Origin of the sequence: Streptomyces sp. NPDC050988 (assembly GCF_044456225.1) — a bacterium.
Classification (GTDB): Bacteria; Actinomycetota; Actinomycetes; order Streptomycetales; family Streptomycetaceae; genus Streptomyces.
Genome location: NZ_JBITFQ010000003.1, coordinates 462,450 through 479,924, shown reverse-complemented (window position 1 = coordinate 479,924; position 17,475 = coordinate 462,450). Strand labels below are relative to the sequence as shown.

Here is a 17,475-nt window from a genome sequence, read left to right as displayed (position 1 = left end):
GCTGTGGGCAGATCGTCCCGGCTCGGTGGACATCGGCTCGACGGGCATCGGTCCGGCGACAGTCACCGCAGCGGCATACGCGGGAACTTGCGCTTCGCCTGGGCCGCCTTCTCGGCGGCCTCCTCCGCCTTGACGACGGCCGCGTACCGGTCGACGTACTCCTGCTCGGAGAGCGTGAGGATCGCGTACATGATCTCGTCGGTGATGGCGCGCAGGATCGCCTTCTCGTTCTCCATGCCGGCGTAGCGGGAGAACTCGAGGGGCTTGCCGAAGCGGATCGACACGGGGTGGATCTTGGGGATCTTCCGGCCCGGGGGCTGGGCCTCGAAGGTGCCGATCATCGCGCACGGGATGACCGGGACCCCGGCCTTGAGCGCCATCACCGCTACGCCGACCTTGCCCTTGTAGAGGCGGCCGTCGTGCGAGCGCGTGCCCTCCGGGTAGATGCCGAGCAGCTCGTCCTTGCTCAGTACCCCGAGGCCCTCGCGGATGGCCGCCTGGCCCGCGTCCTTGCCGGAGCGGTCCACCGGGATCTGGCCGGCGCTGCGGAAGAAGGCCGCCGTCAGCCGGCCTCTGACGCCCGGGCCCGTGAAGTACTCGGCCTTGGCGAGGAACGTGATGCGCCGCTTCAGGATCGCGGGCATCAGAAAGTGGTCCGAGAACGACAGGTGATTGCCTGCGACGATGGCCGCACCCGTCGCCGGTACATGCTCCAGACCCTCGATCCGGGGGCGGAAGACCAGCCGCAACAGCGGTCCCAGAATCACGTACTTGAGAACGTAATAGAACAAGGGGTCGCTCCTCACTTCACAGGATCGGCTCAACCGCCGCGTTCTGGCTGGTCAACAGGTGTGCTGCGGGACGCCAGTGTATGTGCAGAGGCGGATCTCCGTAACCGTCTCCGAACGCACTCATGCTGCCTCCCTGCCCTCTTCCGGACCACCCGTCAGGGCAGTACCTGGCTCGATCCTGCCGCGTTGCCGCCGCCCAACTGGTCGGCCAGGCAGGCGAGATGCAGTGCCATGGTGGCCCGGTGCTCCCGCCGGGCCGCGGACGCCTTCACGAGGTTGAAGCCGTTCTCGCGCCACGCGGTGATCGTGTCGCGGAGCATCGGCCAGCCCTGCTGGGCGCGCAGATCCGTGGCGGTCGGTTCGAGCAGGCGGGCTGCGGGCGGGCCGGCGATCTCCTGGGCGAGCGACGGGCTCAGCTCGGGGTCATGCTGGGGCCGGTCGCGGGGGCGGTGGCTCGCCGAGTACATCCGTACGGGGCGGAGGCCTGGAGCGCTCGCGCCGTTTCGGTTCGACCGGCTTCTCCGCTGAGCCGTCGTGCCTCGGACCGGGGCGTTGGGGCTTCGCCCCCTGCCCCACTGCCCCGGTCGTTCGTTGGCCGCGGGCCGGTGGGGGCTGGTCGCGCAGTTCCCCGCGCCCCTAAAGGGGCGCGCCCCTCCCGCCGAGTGTCCGAAGGGGCGGCCCCTCAAGTCGGTTGAGGGGCGCCCCCTGAGTCCCTGGAGGGGCGCGCCCCCGGCATCCCCGGAGGCGCGCCCCTCGCCCTCAGGCCCCTTCCGTCAGGACCCTTTCCAGGGAACCCAGGGCCGTCTGGAGTTCCTCTCCTGTGATCGTCAGGGGCGGGGCGAGGCGGATTGTCGAGCCGTGGGTGTCCTTTACGAGGACTCCCTCTCGCATGAGGCGTTCGCTGATGTCGCGGCCGGTGCCGATGGCGGGGTCGATGTCGACGCCCGCCCACAGGCCGCGGGCCCGGAAGCCCTGGACGCCCTTCCCGACGAGGGCGTCCAGGCCGCCCCTCAGCACGATGCCCAACTCCGCTGCCCTGCGCTGGTACTCGCCGGTCTCCAGCAGTTCCACCACGGCCGAGCCGACGGCCGCGGCCAGCGGGTTGCCGCCGAACGTCGAGCCGTGCTCGCCCGGCCGCAGTACCTGGAGCACGTCGCGCCGCGCGACCACCGCGGAGACGGGCACGATGCCTCCGCCGAGCGCCTTGCCGAGCAGCAGCATGTCCGGGACGACGTCCTCGTGCTCGACGGCGAGCGTGCGTCCCGTGCGGCCGAGGCCGGACTGGATCTCGTCCGCGACGAACAGGCAGCCGGTGCGCCGGGTCAGTTCGCGGACGCCGCGCAGATAGCCGTCGTCGGGGATGACGACACCCGCCTCGCCCTGGATCGGCTCGATCAGGACGGCCGCGGTCGTCTCGTCGATCGCCGCTTCGAGCGCGGCGAGGTCGTTGTACGGGACCACGCGGAAGCCCGGTGTGAAGGGGCCGAAGCCCGCGCGGGCCGTCTCGTCGGTGGAGAAGCTGACGATGGTCGTCGTACGGCCGTGGAAGTTGTCGGCGGCCACGACGATGGTCGCCCGGTCGGCGGGGACGCCCTTCACCTCGTACGCCCACTTGCGGGCCACCTTGATGGCGCTCTCCACCGCCTCGGCGCCCGTGTTCATCGGCAGCACCATGTCCAGGCCCGTCAACTCGGCCAGGGACTCGGCGAACTGGGCGAGCCGGTCGTTGTGGAAGGCTCGCGAGGTGAGCGTCAGCTGGTCGAGCTGCCGGTGGGCCGCCTCGATCAGCGCCGGGTGGCGGTGTCCGAAGTTGAGGGCCGAGTAGCCGGCCAGCATGTCGAGGTAGCGGCGGCCCTCGACGTCCTCCACCCAGGCGCCCTCGGCGCGCGCGACGACCACGGGCAGCGGGTGGTAGTTGTGCGCGAGGACGGGCTCCTCGGCGCGGATCAGCTCGGCGGACGAACGCAGGGAGCGGCTGGGCGCGATGGTCATGAGCGGATCTCCTGGGTGCAGCACTTGATTCCCCCGCCTGCCTTCTGGAACTCCGACAGGTCGACGGGGACGGGAACATAGCCGTGGCGGTCGAGTTCGCCCGCCAGGGCCTCGGCGCGCGGCGCGATGAAGACGTGGCGGCCGTCCGAGACGGAGTTCAGACCGAACACCATGGCGTCCTCACGGGTGGCGATCACCGCGTCCGGGAAGAGCAGGCGGAGCACCTCGCGGCTGCCCGCGGAGAAGGCCTCCGGGTAGTACGCGATGTTCGCCTCGGGGCCGTCGTCGAGCACGAACAGCGCGGTGTCCAGGTGGTAGAAGCGCGGGTCCACCAGCGTGAGGCTGACCGTCGGGACGCCGAAGAACTCCTGCACCTCGTGGTGGGCGGCCCGCTCGGTACGGAATCCGGTGCCGGCCAGGAGAACGCGGCCGGCGAAGACCAGGTCGCCCTCGCCCTCGCACACCGCCTCGGGGCGGTAGACGTCGAAGCCCGCGTTCTTGAACCACGTCTCGTACGCGGTCGACTCGGGGCGGCGCTGCGGCGCGTGGAAGAGCGAGCCGAAGACCCGGCCGGCCACGACCAGCGCCGAGTTCGCGGCGAAGACCATGTCGGGCAGACCGGCGACCGGTTCCACGCTGTCGACGGTGTGGCCGTGGGCGCGGTAGGCGCGGACCAGCTCCGCCCACTGTCCTCGGGCCAGATCGACGTCGACCTGTGTGTCCTCATGCATCCAGGGATTGATGGCGTACTGCACGGCGAAGTGTCTGGGTTCGCAGACCAGAAATCGCCTCGATCGCGGCACACGGCTCATGGGCACAGAGGGGTTCCTCCGCTTTCCTGCGTGTTGGGTGGGATACCTCAACGGTAGGAAGCGGAGGCCGGTCTCGACAAGAATCGGGGATTGCGTGTCACCGCAGGAATGCTGCGTGTTCCGACCGGTCGACGCACGATCGCTGCGTGAGTGGTCCGGAGGGGGCGCACTCCCGCTGTCCGGACCGAGAAACGCTCATGCTCCCGCTGTCCGGACCGGAGAACGGCCATGCTCCCGCTGTCCGGGCGGCGGAAGACTCACGCCTCCGGAGCGGGCTGGCTCGCCCCCGCCTCCGGGCTCTCCGGCAGCAGATGCGACAGGACCATGTAGCTGATCGTCTTGCGGATGAACGGCTCCACCCGGATCCGCTCCAGCACCTCCTCGAAGTGCTCCACGTCCCGGGCCCGCACATGCAGCAACGCGTCGGCGCCGCCGGTCACCGTCATGGCGGCGGTGATCTCGGGGTGGTTGCGCATCACCTCCGCGAGCCGCCGCGGCGGGGCGGCGCCCTCGCAGTACACCTCCACGTACGCCTCCGTACGCCAGCCCAGCGCGGCCGGCTCCACCGTCGCCGAGAACCCGGTGATCACGCCGGTCTCGCGCATCCGGTCGACCCGGCGCTTGACCGCGGTGGCGGAAAGACCGACCGCCGCACCGATCTCGGCGAAGCTCGTGCGCGCGTTCGCCATCAGAGCCGTGACGATCTTGCGGTCGAGATCGTCGAAGGGGGCGGACATGGGTGTCATGCGGGCACTGTATCCAGCGACGACGGCCCGGCCCGCCGCATGTGCAGGCGTGCGAATTGCTCCTACACTCCGGATTCATGCTGCGCGCCCTCGCCGTCGACGACGAACCGCCGTCCCTCGAAGAGCTGCTCTATCTCCTGGACGCCGATCCACGGGTGAGCAGCGTCGAGGGCGCGAGCGATGCCACCGCGGCCCTGCGCCGGATCAACCGCGCCCTGGAGAGCGGCCCAGGCGGCGACGAGGGCATCGACGTCGTCTTCCTCGACATCCACATGCCGGGCCTCGACGGCCTCGACATGGCACGGCTGCTCGCCGGGTTCGCCAAACCGCCGCTCGTCGTCTTCGTCACCGCCCACGAGGGCTTCGCCGTCCAGGCCTTCGACCTCAAGGCCGTCGACTACGTCCTGAAGCCCGTACGCCGGGAACGGCTGGCCGAGGCCGTCCGCCGGGCCGTCGAGCAGATGGACGCGGCCCCGCTGATACCCGTGCACGAACCCGACCCGGACCACATATCCGTCGAGCTCGGGGGAGTCACCCGCTTCGTCGCCGTGGAGGACATCACCCACGTCGAGGCCCACGGGGACTACGCGCGGCTGCACACCGCCCAGGGCAGCCACCTCGTCCGCATCCCCCTCTCCACCCTCGAGGAACGCTGGCGCTCGCGCGGCTTCGTCCGCATCCACCGCCGCCATCTCGTCGCCCTCGGCCACATCAGCGAACTCCGCCTGGACGCGGGTACCGTCAGCGTCCTGGTCGACTCGGTCGAACTGCAGGTCAGCCGCCGTCACGCCCGCGAACTGCGTGACCTGCTGATGCGCCGGACCGCGAGCTGAGGAGGCCCGAGATGCCCCAGGACTCCACCGACCGCCGTGTCGTCGTCACCGGCCCGCCGCGCCGTACGCGCCCGCTGAGCCGCTCCCGGCCGCGCACCGAGATCGACGAGCAGACCACGCTCGGGCACACCTACGTCCGCTCGCTGATGCGCTCCCAACTGCGCGCCGCGCTCACCGTGTTCGCCGTGCTCGTCCTCCTCGTGGGCCCGCTGCCGCTGGTGTTCGCGTCGATGGGCGACAGTTCGAGCCTGGAGTGGATCGTGCTCGGGTTCTGCGTCTATCCGCCGCTGGTGCTCCTCGCCCGCTGGTACGTGCGCCGCGCCGACCGCAACGAGAAGGACTTCGTCCGCCTCGTCGAGGACCGCTAGCCCGTGCACCAGCCCCAGACCGAGATCCGCTGAGCCCATGAACGAGAGCACCGCGTGAGCGAGAACAGCCTGTGATCGAGAGCAAGCCGTGAACGAGAACTACGCCGTCCCCGCGGTCGCGCTCGTGGTCGTCGCGACCGTCTTCGTCGGCGCCTTCGGCCTGCGCATATCCCGTACCACCTCGGATTTCTACGTGGCCTCGCGTACGGTCGGTCCCCGGCTGAACGCGGCCGCCATCAGCGGCGAGTACCTCTCTGCCGCCTCCTTCCTCGGCATCGCGGGCCTCGTCCTCGTCCAGGGCCCCGACATGCTCTGGTACCCGGTCGGCTACACCGCCGGATATCTGGTCCTGCTGCTCTTCGTCGCGGCCCCGCTGCGCCGCTCCGGCGCCTACACGCTGCCGGACTTCGCCGAGGCCCGGCTCGCCTCGCAGTCCGTACGGCGGCTGGCCGGGGCCTTCGTCGTCGGCGTCGGCTGGCTCTACCTCCTGCCCCAACTCCAGGGCGCGGGGCTGACGTTGAACGTCCTGACCGGAGCGTCCAAGCCACTCGGCGGCATCATCGTCGCCGTCGTCGTGGTCGCGACCGTCGCCGCGGGCGGCATGCGCAGCATCACCTTCGTGCAGGCCTTCCAGTACTGGCTCAAGCTCACCGCCCTGCTCGTCCCCGCGCTCTTCCTCGTCCTCGCCTGGCAGGGCGACGGCGCCCCGGACCGGGCCTTCGACGAACCGGCCACGTTCCGCGAGCACCGGGTCGTCCGCATCGACGCCGGACTGGACCTCAAACTCGGCGAACCACTGAGCGTCACCGCGACGGGAACGGTCGACGGCGAGCGGTACGAGGACGATCGGGTCCGGCTCCCGGCCGGAGTCCACCGCATCGAACAGGGCACCCGGCTCACCTTCACCAAGGGCGACCCCGTCCCCGTAGCCGACCGCGGCGGCAACGGCGGCATGTCCACCTCCCTCGCCGCCGGCCGCGAGGAACGCCCGCTGTACGCCACGTACGGGCTGATCCTCGCCACCTTTCTCGGCACCATGGGACTGCCGCACGTCGTCGTCCGCTTCTACACCAGCCCGCACGGAGTCGCCGCCCGCCGCACCACCGTCGCCGTGCTCGGCCTGATCGGCGCCTTCTACCTGCTGCCCCCGGTCTACGGAGCGCTGGGGCGCCTGTACGCGCCCGAGCTGACCCTCACCGGGGACGCGGACGCCGCCGTACTGCTGCTGCCCGACCGGGTCATCGGCGGGCTCGGCGGAGACCTGCTGGGCGCGCTGGTCGCGGGCGGCGCCTTCGCCGCGTTCCTGTCCACGGCGTCCGGCCTGACCATGGCGGTGGCGGGCGTGCTCACCCAGGACGTACTGCCCTCGCGCGGCGTACGGCACTTCCGGCTCGGCACGGTCCTCTCGATGATCGTGCCGCTCGCGGCCAGCTCGATCGTCGGCGGACTGCCGGTCGCGGACGCCGTGGGGCTCGCCTTCGCGGTGTCCGCCTCGTCCTTCTGCCCGCTGCTCGTCCTCGGCATCTGGTGGCACCGGCTCACCCCGCCGGGCGCGGCGGCCGGGATGATCGTCGGCGGCGGCTCGGCACTGCTCGCGGTCGCCGCCACCATGGCGGGCTTCCCGGGGACGGGCTCGCTGCACGCGCTCCTCGCCTGGCCCGCACTCTGGTCGGTGCCCCTGGGCTTCCTCACCATGGTGCTGGTGTCCCTCGCGACACCCGGGCGGGTGCCGGTCGGAACGGCCGCCATCCTCGCCCGCTTCCATCTGCCGGAGGAACTGGCCGGCGGCCAGGTACGCGCGGAGGTCAAGGCATGAGCGGTTTCCTGGCCGGGCTCTGCGTGGCCGTACTCCCGCTGCTGGCGGCCGGGTTCTGGCTCGGCCGGCGCACCTCCCGCCCGTCGACCCTCGGCGGCCTCGGCACCCCCGTCGAGCACGCCACCTTCGAAACCCTGCACACCGCGTCGCTCGCCGCCCCGCCGCTGCGGGCCGGGCTGACCGGGGAGACGGCCCGCAAATCGGCCCGGCGGCTGCGCACCCTGCTCGGCACCGACGCGCTCTGCCTCACCGACCAGGACACGGTCCTCGCCTGGGAGGGCGTCGGCGAACACCACCGCGACCAGATCATGGAGCGGCTCGGCGGCCCCCTGGAGACCGGCCGCGGCGAAGCCTTCCGCCTGGACTGCGACGAGCCGTACTGCCCCCTGCGCTGGGCCGTCGTCGCCCCGCTCACCGTCGACGACCGGGTGCACGGGGCGCTCGTCGCCTGCGCGCCCCGCGAGTCGGCCGTGCTCGTCCGGGCCACCGGCGAGGTCGCCCGCTGGGTCTCGGTCCAGCTGGAACTCGCCGACCTCGACCAGTCCCGCACCCGGCTGATCGAGGCCGAGATCAAGGCGCTGCGGGCCCAGATATCCCCGCACTTCATCTTCAACTCGCTCGCGGTGATCGCCTCGTTCGTCCGCACCGACCCCGAGCGGGCCCGCGAACTCCTCCTGGAATTCGCCGACTTCACCCGCTACTCGTTCCGCAGACACGGTGACTTCACCACGCTCGCCGACGAACTGCACGCCATCGACCACTACTTGGCACTGGTCAGGGCCCGCTTCGGCGACCGCCTCTCGGTCACCCTGCAGATCGCCCCCGAGGTACTCCCGGTGACCCTGCCCTTCCTCTGCCTCCAGCCGCTCGTCGAGAACGCCGTGAAGCACGGCCTCGAAGGCGGCACCGGCAAGGTCGACAAGAGCCGCATCAGCATCACCGCGCAGGACGCGGGCGCCGAGGCACTCGTCGTCATCGAGGACGACGGCCCCGGCATGGACCCCGACCGCCTGCGCCGCATCCTGTCCGGCGAGGTCAGCCCCTCGGGCGGCATCGGCCTGTCGAACGTCGACGACCGGCTGCGGCAGGTGTACGGCGACGACTACGGCCTCGTCATCGAGACCGCACTCGGCGCGGGCATGAAAATCACCGCCCGGCTGCCGAAATACCAGCCGGGCGTGCACTCGGCGGGACGCCTGCCCCGCGAATGAGCCCCCCAGGCGAAGAACCGCCGAAGCTGCCCGGGGGACTGATTGCGGAATGCGTCAGGTGGGGCGCGACACCACCATGGCCAGCGTGATCAGACCGAGCACCACCCAGCCGAACCACAGCCAGCCACTGCTCCCGAGCGCCACCGTGTAGGCCGTGACCACCACCAGTCCGCCTACGGTGAGTACTCCCATGGTCTTCGTAGAACCGGGCATCGCAACACCCTCCTCATGGTTCGTCTTTCTCCATGGTGCCCCGGTCCTGGCGAATTGCAGTGCACACTACGAAACGCGTCCCCGAGTTCCACCCGCTGTTACCCACCCAGGCGGCGGCCTCGTAGACGCTGGGGTCGTAGCCGTAGTCCTGCGGCGGGATCTCCTTCTGGCAGGTTTCGGGTGCTTCGTCGTGTGCGTCGTCGAGGCTGGTACCCGGAGGCATGCGGAAGAAGTCGAGCACCTCCTGCTCATGAGGACCGTCGCAGGAGACCAGCTTGGCGCGGTTGCCGGACACCTTGTCGAGGCAGTCCCGCCTCTGCATGGTCGCGGTGTCCTTGAAGAGCGTGCCCGGCTTGCGATTGTCCCCGAGCGGCCCGTACACGGGAAAGCCATGTGCGTCCAGCAGCAGACAGGCGACGCGACGGTCGGCGGTATCGAAGCCGTCGGCGGTCGGGACGGCGGCGAAGGGGCGGATGTCCGCGAGCTTCTTACGGGTCTCCCCGGTGCGCTGCTCGCACTGGGCGGCTGCTCCGGTGCGGGCCTCCTCGGCGGAGCCGGTCTCGAACACCGCCAGGACCTGCCCCTCGGTGTTCCTGCTGTCGCAGCCCACGACCGTGAGCGCGGGCTCGCCCGAGAACGGCGTGCCGGGCCATTCGGCGTCCACGCAGTCGCCGTCCTGGAGCGGCGTGGTGAGCCCGACGGCCTCTCCGTACGGCTTCCCCGCACCCTTGCCCGGCAGGTAGGCCATCGCGTACCAGGCCCCGCCGCCCGCCAGTGCCAGCCCCAGCGCGGTCGCCAGTACGGCCTTGAGGACGCGGTGGCGCGGGCGGCGCCTGCTGGTGGTGGCCGGGGGAGACCCGTAACCCTGCCCGGTCGGCCAAGGGGAGGGGCCCTGCCCGGGCGGCGGCCAGGTGGCGGGGGTCTCCTGCCCGGGCGCCGCCGAGGACTCCTGGGCGGCCGACGGCGCGTACCACTGTGAGCCGTTCGCGTGGCTCTGCGAGGGCCCGGGTGGCTCGGGGACACGGGGTGCGGCCGTATGGGTGGGCCCGCCCGCCCAGGGCGGCTCCGAGCCGGGGTCGAACCGGGTCCGGGGATGCGATTGAGGTGTCAGGATCTCGGACAGCGCGCCCTCGGCCTCCTCCGCGGTGATCCGGTGGACGGGGTTCTTGGTGAGCATGGCGGCCAGGAGCGACTCCAGCGCGCCCGCGCGCAGTGTCGGACGCGGCTCCTCCAGTACGACGGCGGTCAGCGCCGCGAGCCCCGAGTCGCGGTCGAAGGGGCCGTAGCCCTCGACGGCGTAGTAGAGCGTGCAGCCCAGCGAGAACAGGTCGGCGGCGGCTGTGGGCGGGCCGCCCTGGGCCCGCTCGGGCGCCAGATACCCGGCGGTGCCCACCAGTACGGAGGTCTGCGTGTACCGCGTCTCGCCGCCGTCGGGCTGCACGGAGATGCCGTAGTCCGTGAGCAGCACCCGGGCGTACGGCGATCCGGCGCGGTCCGGGGCCAGCAGGATGTTGGCGGGCTTCACGTCCCGGTGCATCACACCCCGCTCGTGCCCGGCGGTCAGCGCGTCCAGCACGGCGAGTCCGACGCGGGCGCACTCGGCGGGAGCCAGCGGGCCGCGCTGGGTGACCAGGGCGTGCAGGTCGAGCGCGCCCGGCACGTACTCCATGACGATCCAGGGCAGGCCCTCGTGCTCCAGGACGTCGTGCACGGTCACCACGTGCGGGTGGCCGCGCAGCCCCGCGGCGTGCCGGGCCTCGGCACGGGCCCGGGCGACCCTGGCCGAGCGGTCGCCCTCCTCGCCCGGGTTGCGGAACACGATCTCCTTGAGCGCGACCTCGCACGCCAGCCGCTGGTCGTGGGCGAGCCAGACATGTCCCATGCCGCCGCTGCCCAGCTGGTTCAGCAGAAGGTAGCGGCCGGCGATGACCCGGCCGACGCCCGACTGCGGTGATCCTGATGCCATCCGGTCACTCCCCGGGTTCGGCTCTGGGTGGGCTTAGGCCGGGCCGGCAGCGGGCTCGGCCGAGGCCGGCGCACCGGACGAGCCGGGTTCGCTCGACGCGGGTTCACTGGTCACCGGCTTGCTCCGCGTGGGCTCGACGGACGTCGGATCGGCGGAGGTCGGCTCCGCGGACGTGGGCTCCGCGGAGGTCGGCTCGACTGTGGGCGGCGTGCTCGACGTGGTGGGGGTGGTCGGGATGGCCGTCGTGGGTTCGCTCGACGTGGGTTCGCCGATGGTGGGCTCGCTCGACGTCGGGCCACCCGTGTCCGGACCGTCCGTGGTGGGGCCGCTCGACGTCGGTCCGTCCGTGGTCGGACCGCTTGTCGTGGGCCCGTCCGTCGTGGGCCCGCCCGTGGTCGGTCCATCCGTGGTCGGTCCATCGGTGGTCGGCCCACCTGACGTTGGCTCGTCCGATGTCGGGCCGTCCGTGCTCGGCCCGTTGGACGGGTTCGACTTCGGAGGCGTACCCGGCTCCTCGCCGTCGTCCGCGACGCTCAGGGTCACCGCCTCCCCGAACCGCAACTCGGTCCCGGGCCCCGGATCGGAGCCCGTCACCGCCGCGTCCCCCGAGGGGAGTCCGTCGGAGGACATCGCCGCCAGCCCCAGCTCGGACAGCCGCTGACTGGCCTGGTCGAAGGTCATTCCGGCGACGCGTGGCACCGCGTGCTGCTTCGTCGCGTCGAACGGCTCGTCGTTCTCGCCCGAGCTGCCGACGGGGCGGTTGAGGCCCTGGTCCGGGTCGTCCACGTCGATCAGTGCGATCTGCTCCAGCGGCTGAGGCGAGGGCTTGACGGTCACCACCTCGGACTTCTCGTAGCCGTCCCACTTTTTGTTGCCGTCCTCGAACTTGACCGAGATCTTCTCGGGATCCTTGTCGAAGGACTGCAACGGATTTCCGCACGAGCACTTCACGGCCGGAAGTCCCTGGTCGTTCACCAATACCGCGATCCCCGCCTCCAGCAATGCGTCGAAGGCGACAGCCTTGCCCTTTTTGTAGTCGTGGTTCTTCACGAGAGTGTCGTGACGCAGCAGAACGGGTGTGAGGTCGTCGATGTACCCCTCGATCCGATCTGGCGTAATGCCCACGATGCGGGCCCATTCCCGGGCCTTTTGACGGTTCCTGGGATCGGTGAGGAAATCCTTGAGACGGTCGACGTCACAGACCTTGGGTTTCTGCGTACCCCCGTACAGACCAGGGGTGTTGCCCTGTTGCAGGCCGCTGTGCGCCTGCTCCGGCCTGAGCTTCGTCTCGTCGGTGCCGAGTGAGCCGTCCTCTTCGAAAAAAGGTGCGAGTGACGGCACTCCGGCGGCGACGGCCTTCACCGCGAACAGGCGTTGTTCCGTGCATCCGCTGAGGATCACCGCAGCGGCAAGCAGCACGGCAAGCCTTCGGACCACGGTTTTTCCGGTCCTCAGCAAGCATGCGTGAATTGTCATGACCGCTCCCCCCAGCGGATCCCCCGTAACCCTGCAGAGCGGAAGCAGGGCGTCACGCATCATGCTACTGAATGGAAAAGCCTTTCAGTCAAGGGGAATTTCCAGTGTGTACGGAGTGACCGAAAGGGGAAAAGGGGCTCAGCGACCGCGTGCGTTGAGTGAGGCCAGATAGGCGTTGTATGCCTCGAGTTCCTTGTCGCCGTCACGGTCGGCGGCCCGGTCCGAACGCCGTGCCTGCCGCTCCTCGGAGCGGTGCCACTGGAAGAGCAGCGCGAGCAGCACAAGCACGGACGGGATCTCGCTGAACGCCCAGGCGATACCGCCGGCCGCGGTCTGGTCGGCGAGCGCGTCGATGCCGAGCGAGGAGGGTGGGTTCTTGTACGTCTGGACCATCGGTTCGGACGCCATCATCAGGGCGATGCCGAAGAACGCGTGGAACGGCATGCCCGCGAACAGCTCCAGCATCCGCATCAGATAGCCGGGCCGGTGCGGACCGGGATCGACGCCCATGATCGGCCAGAAGAACACCAGGCCGACGGCGAGGAAGTGGCACATCATCGCGACGTGGCCGGTCTTGGAGTCCATCAGGAAGTCGAAGATCGGCGTGAAGTACAGCGCGTACAGGCTCGCGATGAACAGCGGGATCGTGAACGCCGGATGCGTGACGACCCTCATGAGCCGACTGTGCAGGAACATCAGGAGCAGCTCGCGCGGCCCCTTGCGGTCACGGCCGGCCGTGGGCAGCGCGCGCAGGGCGAGCGTGATGGGCGCTCCGAGCAGGATGAGGATCGGCGACAGCATGCTGATCACCATGTGCTGCACCATGTGCACGCTGAACATGACCATGCCGTAGTCGTTGAGCCCGGTGCACAGCACGAGCATGACGCTCAGGACACCGACCACGAACGACACGGTCCGCCCGACCGGCCAGGCGTCACCGCGCCGGACCAGCCGCACCACACCCCAGCCGTACAGCGCGAGCCCCAGGAGGCAGGCCACGAGGAAGAACGGGTCCGGCGACCACGCGAGCCCCCGTCCCAGCGTGAACGGCGGCAGATCCATCATCGTGCCGTGCCCGCTGTGATCCATCCGCCGGCTCCTGTTTCGTACAAGTTGCGCTGTCTGTCCGCACCCAGACTAGAACTGCCCCCGGTCACTGTGAGGACCGGGGGCACCATTTCAGGGGCGCGGGGAACTGCGCGATCAGCCACGACGAACCCGCAGCCGCCCAATCACTACAAGACGCACTCCGCTTCCGCGTACCGCTCGTCCGGAACCGTCTTCAACGTCTCCACGGCCTCCGCCAGAGACACCATCACGATGTCCGTCCCCCGAAGCGCCGTCATCTTCCCGAACTCCCCCCGATGCACGGCCTCCACCGCATGCCACCCGAAGCGGGTCGCGAGCACCCGGTCGTACGCGGTGGGCGTCCCCCCGCGCTGCACATGCCCGAGGATCACCGGCCGGGCCTCCTTGCCGAGGCGCTCCTCCAGCTCGATGGAGAGCTGCCGGGCGATGCCCGCGAAGCGCTCGTGCCCGTAGGCGTCCTTGCGGCCCTCGTCGTAGCTCATCGTGCCCTCGCGAGGCTTCGCACCCTCCGCGGCGACGACGATCGCGAACCTCTTCCCGGCCGAGAACCGCTCGCCGACCTTCTCGGCCAACTCCTCGATGTCGAATGGCCGTTCCGGCACGACGATCGCGTGCGCGCCCGCGGCCATGCCCGAGTGCAGGGCGATCCAGCCGGTGTGGCGGCCCATGACCTCGACGATCAGGACGCGCTGGTGGGACTCGGCGGTGGTCTTCAGCCGGTCCAGGGCCTCGGTCGCGACACCGACGGCCGTGTCGAAGCCGAAGGTGACGTCCGTGACGGCGATGTCGTTGTCGATGGTCTTCGGCACGCCGACGATCGGCAGGCCGCCGTCCGACAGGAGGCGGGCCGCCTTGAGGGTGCCCTCGCCGCCGATCGGGATGATCGCGTCGAGCCCGAGCTCCTCGACATGACCCTTGGCCCGCTCCACACCGTCACGCAGATGCGCCGGCTGGACGCGGGAGGAACCGAGGATGGTGCCGCCGCGAGCCAGGATGCCGCTCACCGCGTCGAGGTCGAGCTTGAGGTAGTCGCACTCCAGGAGGCCTTTCCAGCCGTCGCGGAAGCCGATGACCTCGTCGCCGTGGTCGACGACGGCACGGTGTACGACGGACCGGATGACGGCGTTCAGGCCGGGGCAGTCGCCGCCGGACGTGAGGACACCAATACGCATAGCCCGAAATACCTTCTCAACGTGGGCCGGGAACCGGACCACGCTGTCCGGCGGGACGCCGCCACCCTACCGGCGGCAGGGGGCGGGTCCGCATCGTGCGTCCGCCTGCTGGACGTCCCCGCACAGGTGAGCGGACGCCCCGCCAGACGGGCCCTGCCGGTGAGGTCAGGCGGGCTGTTGAGCAGCCGCGATGCGCTCCGAGCGCAGCGCCTCGTACCAGCGGTCGTCGATCGGCGGCAGCGCGTTGACGTCGAGGGCCAGCTTCAGCAGCAGGTCCGCGATCAGCGGGTTGCGGGCGAGGACAGGCCCGTGCATGTACGTGCCGAAGACCGTGTCGTTGTACGCGCCCTCCGTGCCGTCGCCCGTGCCGTTGCCCTTGCCGAGCCGCACGTTCGCGAACGGGCGGGCCGTGGGGCCGAGGTGCGTGATGCCCTGGTGGTTCTCGAAGCCGGTGAGCGGCGGCAGACCCAGGCGGGCGTCGATGTCGCCCAGCACGTCACCGACGCACCGCTCGCCCTCGCCGCGGGTGGAGTGCACGTCGAGCAGGCCGAGACCCGGCTCGCGCTGACCGAGGTCGTTGATGAACTCGTGGCCGAGGATCTGGTAGCCGGCGCAGACCGAGAAGACGATCGCGCCGTTGCCGACCGCGCGGTGCAGACCGCCGTCGCGGCGCAGCCGCTCGGCCGCGAGCCGCTGCGGCCGGTCCTCGCCGCCGCCGATGAGATAGATGTCACCGGAGGTGGGGATCGCCTGGTCGCTGCGTACGTCGAGACGGGCCACGTCCAGACCGCGCTGCCGGGCCCGGCGCTCGACGACGAGGGCGTTGCCCTGGTCGCCGTACGTGCTCAGCAGGTCCGGGTAGATCCACACCAGCCGCAGGCTGTTGTCACTCATTCTCTTGGTCCTCCGGGGTTCAGTTGCCGACACGACGCCGCAGGTCCTGGAAAGCGGTGTAGTTCGCGACGACCTCGATGCGTCCGGGCGGTGCCATCTGCACGGCCTGGTCGAGGTTGTCGCAGACCTGGAACTGCTGGCCCGCGACCTCGAGACGGACGGCCAGGTCCAGCTTGCGGTCGCCGAGCACGAAGATCGGGTGACCGGTCAGCTGTGTGTAGTCGACGTCCCACAGCCAGGAGGTGTCGGTGCCGTCGGCGCCGCGCGCGTTCACCGAAAGGATCACGGGGGTCGGCGGCGGGTCGATCAGGGAGAACGTCTCCAGCCAGCCCGCCGGGTTCTTGGCCAGCAGCAGGCGCAGGTCGCGCTGCATGAACTGGACGACGTCGTAGCGGCCGGCCACCGCCTGCACCTGGTACATGCGTTCCAGGGCGACCTGCGGAGGCACGCCGAAGACGGCGGCGACGGCGGCAGACGACGCGGCGTTCGCCTTGTTGGCGCGGCCCGGCAGCTGGAGGTGGATCGGCCAGGCCGAACCGTGCGGGTCGAGGACGTGGTCGCCGGAGAGCGCCCAACTCGGCGTGGGACGGCGGAAACCGCAGTCGCCGCAGAACCAGTCGTCGCCGGGGCGCTGCATCACACCGCCGCAGGACGGGCAGGACCAGGCGTCGTCCTTCCACATCTGACCTGCGGCCACCCACACCACGTTCGGCGAGGAGGACGCGGCCCACACGACCAGCGGGTCGTCCGCGTTGGCCACGACGACGGCCTTCGAGCCCGCCAGGCCCTCACGCCAGTGCTCGGCCATCATGCGGGTCTCGGCCGCGCGGTCGAGCTGGTCGCGGGAGAGGTTGAGCAGGGCGATGCACTTGGGATCCGTGTCCCGCGCCACACCGGAGAGGTACTTCTCGTCCACCTCGATGACCGCGTACCGCGATTCCGAGCCGCCGGCCAGCGCGGACGTGATGCCGGCGGGCATGTTCGCCCCCAGCGCGTTCGAGACGACGGGGCCCGCCGCGCGCAGCGCCTCCGCGATCAGACGTGTCGTGGTGGTCTTGCCGTTGGTGGCCGACACCAGGATGACGTCCAGGTGCTGGGCCAGACTGGCCAGCAGGTCGGGGTCGAGTTTGAGCGCCACCCGGCCGCCGATCACCGATCCGCTGCCACGGCCCGCGGCGCGTGACGCCGCTGCGACCGCCTTGCCCGCCGTCACGGCCAGCTTGGCCCGCGGCGACAGCGGGTCCGAGTTGCCTGCCATCAGTTCCCGATCCTCCTTGCGTACGGCGCCGCGCCCTGCCCCCGGCAACGTGTGGCCCTCAGCCTATCGAGATCCACTCACCGGCCCGAATCGCGGCACCACCGCGGCACCCGCGCGACATTGAGGACCGTACCCTTGCCGCCATGCGACACGGCTCGATCCCGGGCGCCCGAGGGCGCGTCCTTCCCCTGTCTTTGCTCGGCGACCCCGTGTTGCACACACGGTGTGAAGAAGTCACGGAGTTCGGGCCCCAACTGGCGCGGCTGGTCGAGAACATGTTCTCGACGATGTATGCGGCGCAGGGTGTCGGACTCGCCGCGAATCAGGTCGGAGAACCGTTGCGGGTCTTCGTATACGACTGCCCCGACGACGAGGAACGGCGGCATGTGGGGCATGTGGTGAACCCGCGGCTCGTCGAGGCGGACGGGCTGGTGCTGCGGGGGCCCGAGGGGTGTCTGTCGCTGCCGGGTCTGGAGGCGGGGACCGAGCGGTACGACCACGCCGTGGTGGAGGGGGTCACCGTGGATGGCGAACCCGTGCGGATCCATGGCACCGGGTGGTTCGCCCGGTGCCTTCAGCACGAGTGCGATCACCTTGACGGTGGGTTGTACGTGGACCGGGTTCGCGGATGGCGCCGCCGGAGGGTGATGTGGCAGGCGGGTAGGGCCTCTTGGGGTCGGTGAGGGTCGGTGGTCGACTGCGGGCACGTCGTGGCCGGTCGCGGGGGGGGGGGGGGGGGGCCCGCGGGGGGGGGGGGGGGGGGGGGGGGGGGGGGTTTGTGGGGGGGGGGGGGGGGGGGGGGGGGGGGGGGGGGGGGGGGGGGGGGGGGGGGGGTACG

The 17,475-nt window shown here is 70.7% G+C and carries 17 protein-coding genes; 5 read left to right on the top strand and 12 right to left on the bottom strand.

Going from position 1 to position 17,475, the window contains the following annotated elements; translation table 11 throughout:
* Positions 1 to 62 precede the first annotated feature (62 nt).
* From ACIBEI_RS10380 to ACIBEI_RS10360, 5 genes are all read right to left on the bottom strand, one after another.
* Positions 63 to 791 carry a lysophospholipid acyltransferase family protein gene (locus tag ACIBEI_RS10380; RefSeq protein WP_398887071.1) on the bottom strand — a complete coding sequence of 243 codons (729 nt, stop codon included), beginning with the start codon at positions 789 to 791 and terminating at the stop codon, positions 63 to 65.
* A 155-nt stretch (positions 792 to 946) separates the two neighbouring features.
* Positions 947 to 1,258, bottom strand: a complete 312-nt coding sequence (locus ACIBEI_RS10375) for a hypothetical protein (RefSeq protein ID WP_398887069.1) — start codon at positions 1,256 to 1,258, stop codon at positions 947 to 949.
* Between the two features lie 292 nt (positions 1,259 to 1,550).
* A complete protein-coding gene (gene rocD, locus ACIBEI_RS10370; protein ID WP_398887067.1) occupies positions 1,551 to 2,783 on the bottom strand; it encodes an ornithine--oxo-acid transaminase in 1,233 nt (410 codons plus the stop codon).
* Entirely contained in the window at positions 2,780 to 3,601 is an 822-nt protein-coding gene (gene ddaH / locus ACIBEI_RS10365; RefSeq protein ID WP_398887065.1) for a dimethylargininase, read from the bottom strand. The genes rocD and ddaH overlap by 4 nt, the downstream gene beginning before the upstream one ends.
* 251 nt (positions 3,602 to 3,852) lie before the next feature.
* Positions 3,853 to 4,341, bottom strand: coding sequence for an Lrp/AsnC family transcriptional regulator (locus ACIBEI_RS10360; protein WP_359713010.1), 489 nt, complete (start codon positions 4,339 to 4,341; stop codon positions 3,853 to 3,855).
* A gap of 77 nt (positions 4,342 to 4,418) precedes the next feature.
* On the opposite strand from ACIBEI_RS10360, the gene ACIBEI_RS10355 reads away from it, so the two are divergent.
* The 4 genes from ACIBEI_RS10355 (at position 4,419) to ACIBEI_RS10340 (ending at position 8,569) form a co-directional block, all read left to right on the top strand.
* A complete protein-coding gene (locus tag ACIBEI_RS10355) occupies positions 4,419 to 5,174 on the top strand; it encodes a LytTR family DNA-binding domain-containing protein (RefSeq protein WP_307527831.1) in 756 nt (251 codons plus the stop codon).
* A gap of 11 nt (positions 5,175 to 5,185) precedes the next feature.
* The gene (locus tag ACIBEI_RS10350) at positions 5,186 to 5,542 is read left to right on the top strand and encodes a hypothetical protein (protein ID WP_398887062.1); all 357 of its coding nucleotides are present in this window, start codon (positions 5,186 to 5,188) and stop codon (positions 5,540 to 5,542) included.
* Positions 5,543 to 5,630: 88 nt separating this feature from the next.
* Positions 5,631 to 7,358 carry a cation acetate symporter gene (locus ACIBEI_RS10345; RefSeq protein ID WP_398887060.1) on the top strand — a complete coding sequence of 576 codons (1,728 nt, stop codon included), beginning with the start codon at positions 5,631 to 5,633 and terminating at the stop codon, positions 7,356 to 7,358.
* Entirely contained in the window at positions 7,355 to 8,569 is a 1,215-nt protein-coding gene (locus tag ACIBEI_RS10340) for a sensor histidine kinase (RefSeq protein ID WP_269655218.1), read from the top strand. Before ACIBEI_RS10345 ends, ACIBEI_RS10340 begins: the two co-directional genes overlap by 4 nt.
* Positions 8,570 to 8,623: 54 nt before the next feature.
* Here the strand turns inward: ACIBEI_RS10340 and ACIBEI_RS10335 are convergent, their stop codons facing one another.
* The 7 genes from ACIBEI_RS10335 to ACIBEI_RS10305 all read right to left on the bottom strand — a co-directional run bounded on the left by ACIBEI_RS10335 (position 8,624) and on the right by ACIBEI_RS10305 (position 16,637).
* Positions 8,624 to 8,782 (bottom strand): hypothetical protein, encoded by a 159-nt coding sequence (locus ACIBEI_RS10335; protein ID WP_107102596.1) that lies wholly within the window; start codon positions 8,780 to 8,782, stop codon positions 8,624 to 8,626.
* 13 nt (positions 8,783 to 8,795) lie between these two features.
* Entirely contained in the window at positions 8,796 to 10,748 is a 1,953-nt protein-coding gene (locus ACIBEI_RS10330) for a protein kinase (protein WP_398887057.1), read from the bottom strand.
* Between the two features lie 33 nt (positions 10,749 to 10,781).
* Positions 10,782 to 12,185: a DUF6777 domain-containing protein gene (locus ACIBEI_RS10325; protein ID WP_398887055.1), complete on the bottom strand. Its 1,404-nt coding sequence runs from the start codon at positions 12,183 to 12,185 to the stop codon at positions 10,782 to 10,784.
* Positions 12,186 to 12,362: 177 nt separating this feature from the next.
* On the bottom strand, positions 12,363 to 13,313 hold the full coding sequence (locus ACIBEI_RS10320) for a cytochrome c oxidase assembly protein (protein ID WP_398887053.1): 951 nt from the start codon (positions 13,311 to 13,313) through the stop codon (positions 12,363 to 12,365).
* Between the two features lie 146 nt (positions 13,314 to 13,459).
* On the bottom strand, positions 13,460 to 14,485 hold the full coding sequence (locus tag ACIBEI_RS10315; RefSeq protein ID WP_362068081.1) for a 6-phosphofructokinase: 1,026 nt from the start codon (positions 14,483 to 14,485) through the stop codon (positions 13,460 to 13,462).
* 165 nt (positions 14,486 to 14,650) lie between these two features.
* Entirely contained in the window at positions 14,651 to 15,379 is a 729-nt protein-coding gene (locus tag ACIBEI_RS10310) for a type 1 glutamine amidotransferase (RefSeq protein ID WP_200399773.1), read from the bottom strand.
* 19 nt (positions 15,380 to 15,398) lie between these two features.
* A complete protein-coding gene (locus ACIBEI_RS10305) occupies positions 15,399 to 16,637 on the bottom strand; it encodes a MurT ligase domain-containing protein (RefSeq protein ID WP_398887051.1) in 1,239 nt (412 codons plus the stop codon).
* 143 nt (positions 16,638 to 16,780) lie between these two features.
* On the opposite strand from ACIBEI_RS10305, the gene def reads away from it, so the two are divergent.
* Positions 16,781 to 17,320, top strand: coding sequence for a peptide deformylase (gene def / locus ACIBEI_RS10300; RefSeq protein ID WP_398887049.1), 540 nt, complete (start codon positions 16,781 to 16,783; stop codon positions 17,318 to 17,320).
* Positions 17,321 to 17,475: the final 155 nt, after the last annotated feature.